This is a genomic window from Lysinibacillus sphaericus (assembly GCF_005217585.1).
Lineage (GTDB): Bacteria > Bacillota > Bacilli > Bacillales_A > Planococcaceae > Lysinibacillus > Lysinibacillus sphaericus.
The window spans coordinates 133,015-148,148 of the sequence record NZ_SZPT01000001.1; the positions used below are offsets into that span (position 1 = coordinate 133,015).

Consider the following 15,134-nt stretch of genomic DNA (forward strand, 5'->3'; position numbering starts at 1 on the left):
CGGCTCTTTTCTGCGTGAAAGGAAGTTATGTATGGAAAAAATTGAAAAACTATTTGGGATGCTGAATGAGCATGCAGAAAAAATAGAAAAAGAGCAAGATGCGACATTGCTTGAAGGTGTGCTTGATGGGCTAGAAGCATGGCTTGATGGAGAAGTAGATTTCTCCCAACAAGGAGCAACGAAAGAAGATGTGCGTAAATCTATTCAAATTGCGATTTTAAAAGGGATGCGTAAAGGTTCCCAGCCAAATCATCAAATGACGCCAGATACGCTTGGTTTATTAGTTGGTTATTTTGTTGAACAAATTTTTGCGGATCGATTAGAGAAAGAAAAGCTGACAATCATGGACCCAGCAGTGGGAACAGGTAATCTATTGTTAACAGTTATGAATTTACTTGATGGAAAATTAGAAGCATCAGGCGTGGAGGTAGATGAATTACTGATCCAATTAGCTGCAGCAACAGCAGATTTAACAGAGCAACCAGTTTCTTTATATCGCCAAGATGCGTTGCAAGACTTATTGGTGGATCCTGTAGATGCGATTGTTTGTGATTTACCAGTCGGATACTATCCGAATGAGGAAGTAGCACTAGATTATGAGCTTTGTGCTTCTGAAGGCATGAGCTATGCTCATCATTTATTTATTGAGCAGTCTATCAATTATACGAAAGACGGAGGCTATTTATTTTTCTTAGCGCCAACACATCTTTTTGAATCAGAACAGTCGAAACAACTGCATAAGTACATCCAAAAGCATGCTTGGATTCAAGCGATTATTCAATTGCCAGATACAATGTTTGCCAATAAAGCACTTGAAAAAAGTATTGTGATTTTACAAAAGCAAGGGGAAGCTTTTAAAGCCCCGAAAGAAGTATTATTGGCAAAAGTACCAAATATGCAAAATAAACAAGCGCTTGCACTGTTTTTTGAGAAAGTGAAGATGTGGCAAGAAGGAAAATAAAATAATAAAAAAGGTATCCGAATTAGGATACCTTTTTATGTATTGCGATTAAGCTTCTGGTGTACGGATAACAAGTACGTCACAATTTGCAGAACGTACGATTGCTTCAGATACTGAACCGATTAGGAAGCGTTCTACTGCATTTAAACCAGTAGCGCCACAGATAATTAAATCTGCATCAACGATTTTAGAAAGCTCTTTTGTAATAATATTTTTAGGAGATCCATACTCGATTACAAGGTTTACGTTTGTTAAGCCTTCTTCTTCAGCTTGTTTTTTGTAACCATTTAATAATTCTTCAGAGAAAGCTTGTGCACGCTCTGCAATGGAACGGTCATATGCTTCAATAGCAGCGAATGAACGTGTATCAATAACATTTACTAGGTTTAAAACAGCACCTTCGTTACGTTTAGCAACGTCGATTGATTTACGAAAAGCGTACTCTGCCTCTTTAGAACCGTCTACTGCAACTACAATGCTTTTATAATGATTAGCCATTTGTATTACCTCCCTATTTGTATAATGATATTATATCAAATGATTTTCTAAAGGAAATACTTTCCGAAGAAAATTTGTGAAAAAGTGAAGGCATTTACTGTACAATGACTCGTATATCTTTAATAGTCTTACTATTTGATATTTTATAAATATTGTAAATTTAATTAGTATTTGCTTTAATTAAAGCATTTTTTGCACATGTTTGGTAAGATGGAAATGCAAGGGGTGCATCATTTACGATGAAACGTATTTTGATGAAAATTGCTTAGTTCATAGGTTATGAAAGGGGATTGGAAATATGAAGATTGGTATTCCAAAGGAAATTAAAAACAACGAAAATCGCGTAGCAATGACACCAGCAGGAGTTGTATCCTTAACGCATGCTGGGCACGAAGTGTATATTGAAACAGGAGCTGGTATCGGTTCAAGTTTTACAGATGCAGATTACGTAGCAGCAGGTGCACATATCGTTGCATCGGCAAAAGAAGCGTGGGCTCAAGAGATGATTTTAAAAGTAAAAGAACCCGTAGCATCGGAATACGATTACTTTTATGAGGGACAAATCTTATTTACCTACTTGCACTTAGCGCCAGAGCGTGAATTAACGCAGGCATTAATAGATAAAAAAGTTGTAGGTATTGCCTATGAAACGGTTCAACTTGCAAATGGTTCACTACCTTTATTAACACCAATGAGTGAAGTAGCTGGTAAAATGGCAACACAAATTGGTGCGCAATATTTAGAGAAAAATCACGGTGGTAAAGGGATTTTACTAGGCGGTGTATCAGGTGTACAACGCGGTAAAGTAACAGTAATTGGTGGCGGAATCGCCGGAACAAACGCTGCGAAAATTGCAGTTGGTATGGGAGCAGACGTAACAGTTATTGATTTAAGTCCAGAACGTCTACGTCAATTAGAAGATATGTTTGGGCGCGATGTTCAAACATTAATGTCTAACCCGTATAATATTGCAGAATCTGTGAAACACTCAGATTTAGTTGTCGGTGCTGTTCTAATTCCTGGTGCAAAGGCTCCAAAGTTAGTTTCGGAAGAAATGATTCAATCGATGCAACCAGGTTCTGTTGTTGTGGATATTGCGATTGACCAAGGTGGAATTTTTGCGACATCTGATCGTGTTACAACACATGATGATCCAACGTATGTTAAACATGGGGTAGTCCACTATGCTGTTGCCAATATGCCAGGAGCTGTGCCACGTACTTCAACGATTGCTTTAACAAATAATACAATTCCATATGCGTTGCAAATTGCCAATAAAGGCTATAAGCAAGCATGTATTGACAATCCTGCATTGAAAAAAGGTGTGAATGCATTAGAGGGGCATATTACTTATAAAGCGGTAGCAGAAGCACAAGGCTTGCCATATGTGAATGTGGATGAATTAATCCAATAATAATGAATAACTAAAATTAATATATCCTGTGGTTGCTATTCGTTACGTATGAATACATCTGAACCATGAAATGCCAAAAGAAGGATAGAAATATCCATTTATGGTGGATTAGCAATTCTTCCTTTTACAATAAATAAAAATCTTGAAGCTAGCATTAGTTGTTGACGTAGGCGCTGACTCCTGCTCAGAACAAACATCATGTAAGACGCGGGCATTCCGAGCAGAAAGCATCACCATAACGGACAACAAACGATAAAGAAAAAGTGTTAGATTGACTTTAGTCAATCTAACACTTTTTCTCTTTTGTGACTGTAAAAGAATCCAGAGAAACTGTGCTATCTTCTACATCGTATTTCCAACTGTAAAATACCTTGTCTTACAGTACGATTAAGTCTTTAGGGAATTTTGTTAATACTTCCACACCATCTTTTGTAACCACGACATCATCCTCAATACGGACACCTGTCACATCAGATTTGTAAACACCAGGTTCGATTGTGAATACCATGCCTTCTTCCATCATCATGTCATTTGTTCCTGTAATAGATGGGAATTCATGAACGGAAATGCCAAGCCCATGGCCAAGTCGATGTGTGAAATATTCACCAAATCCTGCGTCTGTAATAGTATCGCGCGCAATTTTATCTAAATCCATTGCACGTACGCCAGGCTTTACAGCTGCAATGGCATTGGTATTAGCCGCTAATACAGCATTATAGATTGCCTTTTGTGGAGCAGATGGTTCACCAAAAGCTACTGTACGTGTAATATCAGAGCAATAACCATCGTAAATTACCCCTAAATCAAATAACACCATATCGCCTTTTTCGATTTTACGTGAACCAGGTTTACCATGTGGTGAAGCCGATTTTGGTCCACTTAATACCATTGTTTCAAAGGACATTTTACAGCCTTTTTCTTGAATAGCACTTTCAATAGCAGTTAAAATCTCCATTTCAGTTTTACCTTCAGCAATTTCTTTGCAACCTACTTCAATCGCATAATCGGCAAGTTGAGCCGCTTTGCGTAGCTTATTTAACTCATTTTCATCTTTAATCACACGCATTGCATTAATTTTTTCATCAAGGCGTACGAATTGAGTTTGTGGAAATGATTGTTGTAAAGCTTCTAAACGTTCTACGATAAGCTGTGCTTTTTCAATCGCAAATGTTGATGGATTTACATTGCGCTTATGAATCGCTTGTGCAAGAACATCCATAGCATTATCTGTATCTTGATGACCGATTACTTCATATGACCAGCCGGCAGCTTGTGCATCTGGAATTTCCATTTGTGGACAAATTAAAAAAGGTTCTGCTTCTTTAAAAATCATCACACCTAGTAATCGTTCGTGGGGATTACTTTTAAAACCTGATACGTAATAGACATTATCGGGAGTCGTTACGAATGCGGCATCAATTTGATTTTTTTGTAAATAGTTTTGGATTTCTTGTACTTTTGACATCATCCATTTCCTCCTCATATTGCACCTAGTTTTTTTCGATGTTAATTTAAAACATCATCTTTCAAGTGGCTTCATTTTTAGGTATAAGCAATGCAATGCTTACGTTTATTTGGAGCACCCGCAGCGCGGTTATAACAAAAAATGATTTAGCACGATGGTTCTTTTCTCGGCATATACATGTCAAAGGAAAAGCTAGCACTATAGCACTTTTCATATCCTGTACAAGCATATCAAAAAAAGGGAAAAAGCGCATGGATAGCGAATTAAAAAATGGAGCAAATATTATGGTATTGGGAGGAACGTTTTTATGCAAATTAGTTATCATGGTCATTCTGTCGTTAAAATTCAGACAAATGATAAAACAATTTTAATTGACCCTTTCATTAATGGAAATAGCCAAACCGATTTGAAGGTTACAGATGAGGCGCCGGATATTATTTTACTTACACATGGGCATAATGATCATGTAGGGGATACGGTGGAACTTGCTAAGAAAAAGGACGCGCTAGTTATTGCACCAAATGAATTAGCAAACTGGATTTCATGGCAGGGTGTGAAAGCGCATCCAATGCATATTGGTGGAGCAAAACAGTTCGATTTTGGGAAGGTGAAGTTTACACAGGCTTTCCACGGCTCCTCTTATATAACAGAAAACAATGAAATCATTTACATGGGAATGCCTGCCGGCGTGCTATTATTTATCGAGGGATTAACGATTTATCATGCGGGGGATACAGCACTATTTAGCGATATGAAATTAATTGGTGAACGGCATCCAATTGATATAGCGTTTATACCAATTGGTGATAATTTTACGATGGGTCCTGAAGATGCTGCATGTGCTGTAGAATTTTTAAAACCAAAAATTGTTGTACCGATACATTATAATACATTCCCTCCGATTGAGCAGGATCCGCAAATTTTTGCAAATTTAGTGAAAAATGCAGAGGTTCAAATTTTAAAAGCTGGTGAAAAAGTAAACTGTTCCTAATCATTTAAGGTGCTGTACTATAATAATTGACACCACGTGCGTAGTTGAAATAATAGGAAACGTTAAACATTTTACACCTTTATACTCAATATTTTCGCAAAAAATATGGTACACTAAGAACAGAATTCATTGCTTGAGAAATAGGTGATATTTTGTCAACAAAACATGAGAAGATTTTACAATACATCGAGTCACTACCCGTGGGCGATAAAATTTCAGTACGACAAATTGCAAAAGAAATGCAAGTTAGTGAGGGAACGGCTTACCGCGCTATAAAAGAAGCGGAAAATCGTCGCTTAGTAAGTTCTATTGAACGTGTCGGAACAATTCGTATTGAAAAGAAAAAGAAAGAAAACATCGAACGGTTAACATTTGCCGAAATTGTTAATATTGTAGATGGCCAAGTATTAGGTGGTAAAACAGGTCTACATAAAACATTAACAAAATTTGTAATAGGTGCGATGCAATTAGAAGATATGATGCGTTATACAGATGCTGGTAGTTTACTTATCGTCGGAAACCGTATAAAAGCGCACGAAAATGCGCTACGTGCAGGTGCTGCTGTATTAATTACCGGTGGCTTTGACACAACAGATGACAATAAGCAACTTGCCGATGCACTGGATTTACCGATTATTTCTACTAGCTACGATACTTTTACCGTTGCCACGATGATTAACCGTGCTATTTATGACCAGTTAATTAAAAAAGATATTTTATTTATTGAGGATATCTATGTACCAATGGTTGAGACATCTGTGTTACGCAATGATGAAACGATTCATCATTTCCACAAGTTGAATGAGCGTACAACACATGGTGCATTCCCAGTAGTAACTGCCAACAATAAATTGGTCGGAATGATCACTGTTAAAGACGTTATTGGTAGGGAAGAAGACGAGCTGATTGAAAAGGTTATGACGAAAAATCCAATCGCTGGTTCAATGAAAATGAGCGTCGCGTCTGCAGGGCACCGCATGATTTGGGAAGGAATCGATTTACTACCAATTGTCAATGACGATAATGTTCTACAAGGTGTAATTAGTCGTCAAGATGTGCTGAAAGCATTGCAACTTGCACAAAGACAGCCTCAGCACGGTGAAACAATTGATGATTTAGTAAAGAATGAGATGAAAGTGCTAGGCGATGAAGATTTAATCGTTGAGTTTAAAGTGACACCGCAAATGACAAACCAATATGGGGCTATTTCTTACGGAGCATTTACAACTTTACTAGCCGAAGTTGGGTCATTTGCATTAAAGCGTCGAAAACGTGGCGATGCAGTGGCAGAAAACATGACGATTTATTTCATTAAGCCTGTTCAAATGGAGAGCACACTTACTGTTAAGCCCCGCATTTTAGATATGAGTCGGAAGTTTGTTAAGATGGACTTCGAAGTATTTAATGAGCAAATGCTTGTCGGTAAGGCAATGATGATGTTCCAGCTATTGGAGCGTTAAGTACACAAAAAGGGATGGCCTAGTGCAAATACTAGGTCATCCCTTTAATCGTTATGTTCAATGATATGTGCCCTGCAATTAGAAATTATCGGTTGATACGATATTCTTCATCCACAAATTGACCATAGTGGCGAGCTTTTTTAATATTTTCTACAATAACAAAGATGCCTAATATCACAAGAATTGCTACAATGATAAATGTAAACATTCCAGGGAATAAGTAAGCTTGGTTTAAAGAAAATGCAAGAATAAAGGAACCGAAGCCTATATTCGCCTTACTTTTGTACCAATTTTTAGCAATAGGTAATGGAGAACGGAACTGTTTTGTTTTAAAATAAAAATAAAAGACAAATGATATGATAATTGCGAAGACAAAAATTAAATTGAGCATAGTAAACCTCCTAGCATAACTAGACATTATTGTAACGATTATTGAAGAAAAATGCTAACGGTTATTACTATCATTTTGGGGGAAATCATTTTGAAAAGACAAATCATCGACACAATTACTGCATATGAGACAATCGTTATACATCGCCATGTGCGTCCGGATCCGGATGCGTACGGATCACAATTAGGGTTAAAAGAATTGATTTTAGCCAATTATCCTGATAAAAAAGTGTACGCTGTAGGCCAGCACGATACGTCTTTGTCGTTTTTAGCAGAGCCCGATCAAATTGCGGATGCTGTTTATGAAAATGCTTTAGTTATTGTGACAGATACAGCGAATACGGAGCGTATTGATGATCAACGCTATACAAAAGGTAAGATGGTTGTAAAAATTGATCATCATCCGAATGATGACCAATATGGAGATTTATTGTGGGTAGATACAACAGCAAGTTCGTGCAGTGAAATGATTTACGAGCTTTTTGAAACAGGTAAAGAAACATTGGATTGGCAACTATCGGATGCCTCTGCTAGATTATTATTTGCTGGAATTGTAGGAGATACAGGGCGTTTCCAATTCCCAAGTACGACCGTAAAAACATTTAGAGTGGCAGCAGAGCTCATTACATATCATTTTGATCGAAATCAAATTTTCGATGGGATGTATGAAATGGAACAAAAACTGTTAACTTTACAAGGTTATATTTATCAAAACTTCATAATGGATGAACATGGAGCGGCGTATGTTAAACTGACTAAGGAATTACTTGCAGAATTTAACGTTGTGCCATCAGAGGCATCTTTATTAGTCGGTTGTTTAGGCAGTGTAAAGGGAATTTGTGCTTGGGTTATTTTCATAGAAGAGGAAGACCAAATTCGAGTTCGTCTCCGTTCTAAAGGTCCGATTATTAACACATTAGCAAAAGAATTTAATGGTGGGGGACACCCTCTTGCTTCAGGGGCAACTGCCTATTCATGGCAAGAAGCAGAGCGTGTCACTGCACGTTTAAAAGAAATTTGTCAATCATATCATTCATAATTGAAAGGCGGGGATTCTTTTGACACATGTATATACACAAATGCATACGAGCGCGGATTTATTGCAAAGCACGATTCGGCTTGAACAATTGATCCCTTTTTTACAAGAGCAAAATACGCAGGCCTGTGCAATTGTCAATTCGAAATTGTACGGGCTTTTGCCTTTTTGTCAAGCGATGCAGCAAGCAAATATTCATGCGGTAATAGGGCTTACAATAAAGGTCCAGTGGCATGAAAAAACAATTCCGCTTGTGCTGTATGCGCAAACACAGGAAGGTTATCAGCATCTACTAAAGATTAGTAGTGCTGTTTCTATTCGACAAGACGAGGTATTGCCTTGGAAATGGCTTGAAGGCTATGCGGCAGGATGTATAGCGCTACTGTCGACGGTTGAAATAGCCGATAGAGCAGAGTGGCAAGCAATGACAAGTGCGCTACAGCAAGTGTTTGGAAAACGTCTATATGTAGGGATCGCAAGACCAGGAGGAATAAGAACAGACAATGAAGCGATGATTGCGCAGTGGTGTGAAGCCGAAAATATTGCCATTGTAGCCACGCAACTTTGCTATTTTTTACGACCAGAAGACCATTTTGCTTATGAAGTAGCTAGAGCAATCGATACAGGGGAAAAGCTTCAAAACACGATGCTAACAGCGCATTTAGAACACTATTTTGTACCAACTGAGGAACAGTGGAAAGGTTGGTTTGGAGATCGTTTAGAATGGCTTGAAGCAAGTGCCAGCATGCTTGCTAGCTGTGTTGCAAAAATTCCAGAAACGCATGTTCAAATGCCTACATTCCCTGTACAAGAGGGAGAAACAGCCGAAGACTTGCTTGTCAAAGAGGCATTTTTAGGCTTAGCTGCACGTTTGAAGGTGGCTGAGCTACCTGTATCATATCGAGAGCGACTCCAATATGAGCTTGGAATCATCTGTTCAATGGGCTATGCTGATTATTTTTTAATTGTTGCAGATTTTATGCATTTTGCCAAAGAACAGCGTATTTTAACTGGGCCAGGTCGTGGATCTTCCGCAAGTTCACTCGTTGCTTTTAGTCTCTCTATAACACAGGTCGACCCACTCGCCTATGGTTTATTATTTGAACGCTTTTTAAATCCTGAGCGTGTTACACTGCCAGATATCGATATTGACTTTGTGGACAGTAAACGACATCAAGTCATTCAATACGTCGTACAAAAATACGGCAAGGCTAATGTTGCACAAATTATTACTTTTGGTACTTTGTCTGCGAAAGCAGTAGCAAGAGATGTGGCGCGTGTTTTTGGGTTTGAGGCTGAAGTGATGGAAAAGATATCGAAAATGATCCCCAATAAACCAGGGATGACATTGCACAGAGCGGTGGCAGAATCACCAAACTTTCAAACTTGGTTAGCGGAAAATGAATACCATCAACGTTGGTATGAAGTGGCATTAAAACTAGAAGGCTTGCCGAGAAATTCTTCTACCCATGCAGCGGGTGTTGTGTTAGCACCGACACCTTTAGTGAATACAATTCCAATAGAAGATGGTCATGATGGTGTGTATATTACGCAGTGGCCGATGGGGGATGTGGAGGCGCGTGGGCTTGTAAAGATGGACTTTTTAGGGTTGCGCAATTTAACAATTTTAGAGCAAGTACGTTGGTCTATTTATAAAACTGGAGGGCCATGGATAGAATTTGACCTTATTCCAATGCATGACGAGCTGACGTTCCAGTTGCTTCAAAAGGGTGATACAGTTGGTATTTTTCAGCTAGAATCGGAAGGGATGAAACAAGCATTACGTGATATTCATCCAACCCATTTTTTGGATATTGTAGCTGTCAATGCACTTTACCGTCCAGGCCCAATGGAATTTATCCCTGTGTACGCTAGACGGAAAGCAGGCAAGGAACAAGTAACGATGCCCCATCCGTTGCTGGAACCAATTTTACGCGAAACATTTGGTGTTATTGTTTATCAGGAGCAAATCATGCACATTGCTGCAACGATGGCAGGTTTTACAATGGGGCAGGCGGATTTATTGCGTCGTGCGGTGAGTAAGAAAAATCGTGATATTTTAGACGAGCAACAAGCCGCCTTTGTCAATGGGGCATTGAACCAAGGTTTTGATCGACATATTGCAGAAGATGTCTATGCGCTAATTGTCCGCTTTGCAGACTATGGCTTCCCAAAAAGTCATGCTGTTGCCTATAGTGTCATCTCGTATCAAATGGCGTATTTAAAAGCACATTATCCGCAAAGTTTTTATGCTGCTTTATTAACAAATGCAACGGGAAATACGGAAAAAATTCAGCAACTTGTAGCGGAAGCGAAAGATAAAGGAATTCCATTTTATCCACCTTCGCTGTTGCACAGTACAAAATTCTTTTTAGTTGAAAAGGATGGAATTCGCTTTAGTTTATCCGGCGTTAAAGGTGTGCCGCACACGTTTATAGAGAAGGTAATGGCAGTACGCAAAACAAATCCAGCTGCTTTTCATAATTTATTTGATTTGGCAGTCGCTTTAAGTGCACAACATTTCAAACCGAAAGTAATGGAAACTTTAGTTTATGCAGGTGTGCTCGATTATCTAGGTAAGGATCGTGCGGTGCTCGTAGCTACTTTAGAGGCGGCGCTAATGCATGCAGAACTATTGCGTCCAACAGAAGATGTAGATATAGAAACGGCAACTGCGTTTACTTTTGGGAAACCAAAGTATATGCAAGCAGAAGCGATGCCCCAGAAGGAAAAACTCCAGCATGAAAAAGAAAGTCTAGGCTTTTATATATCAGCTCATCCTGTTTCAGAAGTAAGAAATTACTGGGCAGATGTGAATATTACATGTGCAGAACTGAAGCATGCACGTGAGGGAATGTATGTAAAAATGATTGGACTGATTGAAGAAGTAAAAAAAATCCGAACGAAAAAAGGAGAGCAGATGGCTTTTGTCCAACTTCAAGATGAGTTTGGTACAGTATCTGTGACATTATTCCCGCAAGTATTTCAACTCGTACAGGAAATGTTGCTGGAAGATGGGTTACTCTATATTGAAGGCACGCTGGAAAAACGTTTTGGGAAACCACAAGTGAAAGTAAAACATGCACAATCGACTGAAAAATTATGAAATTAAACAAGAATTTAGAAACTGCATAGCATCATATGCAGTTTTTTCTTTACTTTTCAAAAGTTATTTTGTAAGATATAGTCAATGCTAAAAAGTGGTCAGACCACTTTTGATAACGGGAGTTAATCATATGGATAAACAAACCGAACAAAAAAAAGTGTTTTTAGAAATCGTTCAGCAATTGCGTCAACTGATTCGAATGGAAAAAATTCAAGCTGGAGAAAAGCTTCCTTCTGAACGTGTATTATCAGAAAGGTTAGGTGTTGGGCGATCCTCTGTAAGGGAGGCACTGCGCAGTTTAGAGTTACTTGGACTCATCGAGACACGCCATGGTGGAGGTACATTCCTTGCCTTAACACATAAGCATCAGCTTGTAGAAGTACTGTCGATGTTTATATTAGAAGATGAAAAATCAAAAAAAGATGTCGAATTAACGCGACAAATTCATGAAAAGGAAGCAATTCGCGTAATAAGTTGTACAGAGATTCTTCGTACACTACCTGTGTGGGACAGTTTTTTTGTGAAGCTGGAGATTGAAGGAACAGTCAATTGTCGCGATGTGTTACGAGAAATAATCATTACATCAGGCAATCGGCTTTCGCTGAAAATCTGGTTTCAACTTGCAGCTTATGACGGTGACCGTTTAAATCGAAACTCAACGGAAGATGAAAAACTTATCCTTCAAACAATGTTGAAATCGATGCAGCTTGGTTATGAAAAAGAAGCTTTACGAGCTTACGAGCAGTGGATGGGTACTGGTCAAACTTTTTAGACAACAAAGGGGGAGTCAAACATGGCAATACGCGACATATTTAGCGCAAATCGAAAAAAGAAACAGGATGGTCAAGAAAAGGCATTTCCAGAAGGACTCATGACAAAATGTCCAGAATGCCGCCATATCCAGTTAACAAAAGAATTAGAGAAGCATCACAAAGTATGCACGAAATGTGGTCACCATTTTAAAATGACGGCACAGGAGCGTGTAGCAGACTTTTTAGATGAAGGTTCGTTCGTTTCGATGGACGATCATTTACAAACAAGCAATCCACTAAATTTCCCTGCCTATGTAGAGAAAATTAATGCGGATCAACAAAAAACAGGCCTAAATGAAGCGGTATTGACAGGGTTAGGCACACTGGATGGGGAAGAGATCGTCGTTGCCATTATGGATTCGCATTTCCGTATGGGGTCAATGGGCTCTGTTGTTGGAGAAAAGATAACACGCGCTGTTGAAAAAGCAACAGCATTACGTGTACCATTTATTATTTTTACTGCAAGTGGTGGCGCACGAATGCAAGAAGGTGTTTTATCGTTAATGCAAATGGCAAAAACGAGTGTGGCGTTAAAACGTCATAGCGATCAAGGGCTATTATTTATTTCGATTTTAACGCACCCAACGACAGGCGGTGTTTCTGCAAGTTTTGCCTCAGTGGGGGATATTAATATTGCGGAACCTCAAGCACTAATCGGCTTTGCTGGTAGACGTGTAATTGAAGAAACAGTAAGAGAAAAACTACCAAATGATTTCCAAACAGCAGAATTTTTATTAGAACATGGTCAACTAGATGCCATCTTCCATCGCAAAGATTTACGTAAACAAGTGGCTGTGCTTGTAAAAATGCATACGAAGGGTGGCGTACAACATGTCTAAAAATTTAGCCTTTGAAGAACCAGTAGTACAATTACGTGAAAAAATTGATGAATTAAAAACGATTGCAGCCGATGCGGATGTAGATATGACTGGTGAGATTGAAAAGCTGGAAACACGTTTAACGCAATTAGAGCAATCAATCTATGCCAATATGAAGCCGTGGGATCGAGTGCAAGTGGCACGTCATCCAGAACGACCAACAACGTTACAATATATTGAAGCGATGTGCGAAAATTTTATTGAACTACATGGTGATCGTACGTTTGGTGATGATGCCGCGATACTTGGTGGGATTGCTCTTTTTGAAGGACAACCTGTCACTATCATCGGTCATCAACGTGGCAAGTCCACAAAAGAAAATATTCGCCGTAATTTCGGTATGCCACATCCAGAAGGTTATCGTAAGGCGTTACGCTTAATGAAACAAGCTGAAAAGTTTAATCGTCCAATCATTTGTTTTATTGATACAAAAGGTGCTTACCCAGGGAAAGCAGCAGAAGAACGTGGTCAAAGTGAAGCGATTGCTCGTAATCTAGTAGAAATGGCAGGGTTATCAGTACCAGTCATTAGCATTGTTATAGGAGAAGGCGGTAGTGGCGGTGCTTTAGCATTAGGTGTAGCAAACCGTGTATTCATGTTAGAGAACTCTACTTATTCGGTTATTTCTCCAGAAGGTGCGGCTTCAATTCTATGGCGTGATGGTAGTCTTGCAAAGCAGGCGGCTGAGGCAATGCGCATTACCGCACCTGATTTAAAAGAGCTTGGTGTTATTGATGGGATTATTCCTGAAATCACTGGCGGTGCTCATCGCAATGTAGCAAAGCAAGCTATGTATATAAAGGAATGTATTAGTGACACACTAAAAGCATTAAATTCTTTAAATGGTGAGCAACTAATTGAAGACCGCTATGAAAAATTTAAAAAAATTGGACAATATACAGAAGTGTAGACTAAACACATAACAAAGCGCTGACTAGCTAATCGTTAATTTATAACGAAGAATTTTTTAAAAATGTTAAATTTTAGATGCTTTGTGATGGGAAGAATGTGTGAAAGCGCATTCTTTTCATTTTTTATGTAAAAGTTATGTTTTTCTAACGTCAGAACCCTTACATAGTTTGTTTTTTCGTGTTAATGTGAATAATATTAGATAACACTGCAGGAGGTTGTTCGACAATGAAAAAAATTGCCGTATTAACAAGTGGTGGAGATGCACCTGGCATGAACGCAGCCATTCGAGCAGTCGTTCGTAAGGCAGCTTATCATGGACTAGATGTTGTTGGCATTAAGCATGGCTATGAAGGTTTAATTAAAGGATCTTTTGAGCTACTTGATTTAGGCTCTGTAGGTGGCATCATTCAAAGAGGGGGTACGAATTTATTTTCAGCTCGTTGCCCTGAATTTAAAGAAGATGCTGTCCAACAACAAGGTATTGCTAAAATGCGAGAAGCAGGTATTGAAGGTTTAGTTGTTATCGGGGGTGATGGTTCCTATCGAGGTGCTATGGACCTTGTGAAAAAAGGGTTCCCAGTTGTTGGTGTGCCTGGAACGATTGATAACGATGTTCCTGGAACAGAATATACAATTGGCTTTGATACCGCGCTTAATACAGTCGTTGAATCAATCGATAAAATTCGTGATACGGCGACTTCCCATGAAAACTCTTTTATTGTTGAAGTTATGGGGCGTGATGCTGGTGATATCGCATTATGGGCAGGGCTTGCAGCAGGTGCTGAAACCGTCTTAATTCCCGAGGAAGATTATGACTTAGACGACATCATATCGCGTCTAGAGCGTGGTGAAGCACGAGGGAAAAAGCATAGTATCATTATTGTAGCAGAGGGTGTAATGTCAGGAAGCGATTTGGCAAAACTACTAAAAGAAAAGACGGGGAAAGAGACGCGTGTTTCAGTTCTTGGTCATATTCAACGCGGTGGTTCTCCAACGGCACGTGATCGTGTCCTCGCAAGTCAATTTGGTGCACATGCAGTAGAATTATTAATGGAAGGTAAATCTGGTCGAGCTGTAGGCATACGCAACCATACAGTAATTGACTATGATATGCCAGAAGCTTTTGAAAAGCATCATGAGTCAGATGTAAGCTTGTATACTTTAATGAAAGAACTATCAATATAATTTGGCGTAAAACGGAGTGGGCAGAA

At 39.0% G+C, this 15,134-nt stretch carries 13 protein-coding genes; 10 read left to right on the plus strand and 3 right to left on the minus strand.

Going from position 1 to position 15,134, the window contains the following annotated elements:
- Positions 1 to 31: 31 nt before the first annotated feature.
- Positions 32 to 961, plus strand: coding sequence for a class I SAM-dependent methyltransferase (locus tag FC748_RS00585; protein WP_025220308.1), 930 nt, complete (start codon positions 32 to 34; stop codon positions 959 to 961).
- Positions 962 to 1,009: 48 nt separating this feature from the next.
- Here the strand turns inward: FC748_RS00585 and FC748_RS00590 are convergent, their stop codons facing one another.
- Positions 1,010 to 1,459, minus strand: a complete 450-nt coding sequence (locus FC748_RS00590) for a universal stress protein (protein ID WP_024363791.1) — start codon at positions 1,457 to 1,459, stop codon at positions 1,010 to 1,012.
- 298 nt (positions 1,460 to 1,757) lie between these two features.
- Between FC748_RS00590 and ald the strand changes: the two genes are divergently transcribed.
- Positions 1,758 to 2,873, plus strand: a complete 1,116-nt coding sequence (ald, locus tag FC748_RS00595) for an alanine dehydrogenase (protein WP_024363792.1) — start codon at positions 1,758 to 1,760, stop codon at positions 2,871 to 2,873.
- Between the two features lie 376 nt (positions 2,874 to 3,249).
- Here ald and FC748_RS00600 read toward each other — a convergent pair whose 3' ends face one another.
- On the minus strand, positions 3,250 to 4,338 hold the full coding sequence (locus tag FC748_RS00600; RefSeq protein ID WP_108030028.1) for a M24 family metallopeptidase: 1,089 nt from the start codon (positions 4,336 to 4,338) through the stop codon (positions 3,250 to 3,252).
- A 307-nt stretch (positions 4,339 to 4,645) separates the two neighbouring features.
- Between FC748_RS00600 and FC748_RS00605 the strand changes: the two genes are divergently transcribed.
- Together FC748_RS00605 and FC748_RS00610 are read left to right on the plus strand one after the other, a co-directional pair.
- On the plus strand, positions 4,646 to 5,329 hold the full coding sequence (locus FC748_RS00605) for a metal-dependent hydrolase (RefSeq protein ID WP_108029954.1): 684 nt from the start codon (positions 4,646 to 4,648) through the stop codon (positions 5,327 to 5,329).
- Between the two features lie 152 nt (positions 5,330 to 5,481).
- The gene (locus FC748_RS00610) at positions 5,482 to 6,789 is read left to right on the plus strand and encodes a DRTGG domain-containing protein (protein ID WP_024363795.1); all 1,308 of its coding nucleotides are present in this window, start codon (positions 5,482 to 5,484) and stop codon (positions 6,787 to 6,789) included.
- Positions 6,790 to 6,874: 85 nt separating this feature from the next.
- Here the strand turns inward: FC748_RS00610 and FC748_RS00615 are convergent, their stop codons facing one another.
- On the minus strand, positions 6,875 to 7,180 hold the full coding sequence (locus FC748_RS00615; RefSeq protein WP_024363796.1) for a YtpI family protein: 306 nt from the start codon (positions 7,178 to 7,180) through the stop codon (positions 6,875 to 6,877).
- A 90-nt stretch (positions 7,181 to 7,270) separates the two neighbouring features.
- Here FC748_RS00615 and FC748_RS00620 point away from each other — a divergent pair, with 90 nt between their 5' ends.
- From FC748_RS00620 to pfkA, 6 genes are all read left to right on the plus strand, one after another.
- The gene (locus tag FC748_RS00620) at positions 7,271 to 8,218 is read left to right on the plus strand and encodes a DHH family phosphoesterase (RefSeq protein WP_108029953.1); all 948 of its coding nucleotides are present in this window, start codon (positions 7,271 to 7,273) and stop codon (positions 8,216 to 8,218) included.
- Positions 8,219 to 8,237: 19 nt separating this feature from the next.
- Positions 8,238 to 11,321 (plus strand): DNA polymerase III subunit alpha, encoded by a 3,084-nt coding sequence (dnaE, locus tag FC748_RS00625; protein WP_108029952.1) that lies wholly within the window; start codon positions 8,238 to 8,240, stop codon positions 11,319 to 11,321.
- 130 nt (positions 11,322 to 11,451) lie between these two features.
- Entirely contained in the window at positions 11,452 to 12,093 is a 642-nt protein-coding gene (locus tag FC748_RS00630) for a FadR/GntR family transcriptional regulator (protein WP_024363799.1), read from the plus strand.
- Between the two features lie 21 nt (positions 12,094 to 12,114).
- Positions 12,115 to 12,972, plus strand: coding sequence for an acetyl-CoA carboxylase, carboxyltransferase subunit beta (gene accD, locus FC748_RS00635; protein WP_024363800.1), 858 nt, complete (start codon positions 12,115 to 12,117; stop codon positions 12,970 to 12,972).
- Positions 12,965 to 13,921 (plus strand): acetyl-CoA carboxylase carboxyltransferase subunit alpha, encoded by a 957-nt coding sequence (locus tag FC748_RS00640; RefSeq protein ID WP_024363801.1) that lies wholly within the window; start codon positions 12,965 to 12,967, stop codon positions 13,919 to 13,921. Before accD ends, FC748_RS00640 begins: the two co-directional genes overlap by 8 nt.
- A 227-nt stretch (positions 13,922 to 14,148) precedes the next feature.
- On the plus strand, positions 14,149 to 15,108 hold the full coding sequence (gene pfkA / locus FC748_RS00645) for a 6-phosphofructokinase (RefSeq protein WP_024363802.1): 960 nt from the start codon (positions 14,149 to 14,151) through the stop codon (positions 15,106 to 15,108).
- The last annotated feature ends 26 nt before the right edge of the window (positions 15,109 to 15,134 follow it).

Excerpts from the sequence above, each read along its gene's own strand:
- FC748_RS00630 (WP_024363799.1), top strand. The coding sequence starts at position 11,452 with ATGGATAAACAAACCGAACAAAAAAAAGTGTTTTTAGAAATCGTTCAG.
- FC748_RS00640 (WP_024363801.1), top strand. The coding sequence starts at position 12,965 with ATGTCTAAAAATTTAGCCTTTGAAGAACCAGTAGTACAATTACGTGAA.
- FC748_RS00615 (WP_024363796.1), bottom strand. The coding sequence starts at position 7,180 with ATGCTCAATTTAATTTTTGTCTTCGCAATTATCATATCATTTGTCTTT.
- accD (WP_024363800.1), top strand. The coding sequence starts at position 12,115 with ATGGCAATACGCGACATATTTAGCGCAAATCGAAAAAAGAAACAGGAT.
- FC748_RS00590 (WP_024363791.1), bottom strand. The coding sequence starts at position 1,459 with ATGGCTAATCATTATAAAAGCATTGTAGTTGCAGTAGACGGTTCTAAA.
- ald (WP_024363792.1), top strand. The coding sequence starts at position 1,758 with ATGAAGATTGGTATTCCAAAGGAAATTAAAAACAACGAAAATCGCGTA.
- FC748_RS00600 (WP_108030028.1), bottom strand. The coding sequence starts at position 4,338 with ATGTCAAAAGTACAAGAAATCCAAAACTATTTACAAAAAAATCAAATT.
- FC748_RS00585 (WP_025220308.1), top strand. The coding sequence starts at position 32 with ATGGAAAAAATTGAAAAACTATTTGGGATGCTGAATGAGCATGCAGAA.
- pfkA (WP_024363802.1), top strand. The coding sequence starts at position 14,149 with ATGAAAAAAATTGCCGTATTAACAAGTGGTGGAGATGCACCTGGCATG.
- FC748_RS00605 (WP_108029954.1), top strand. The coding sequence starts at position 4,646 with ATGCAAATTAGTTATCATGGTCATTCTGTCGTTAAAATTCAGACAAAT.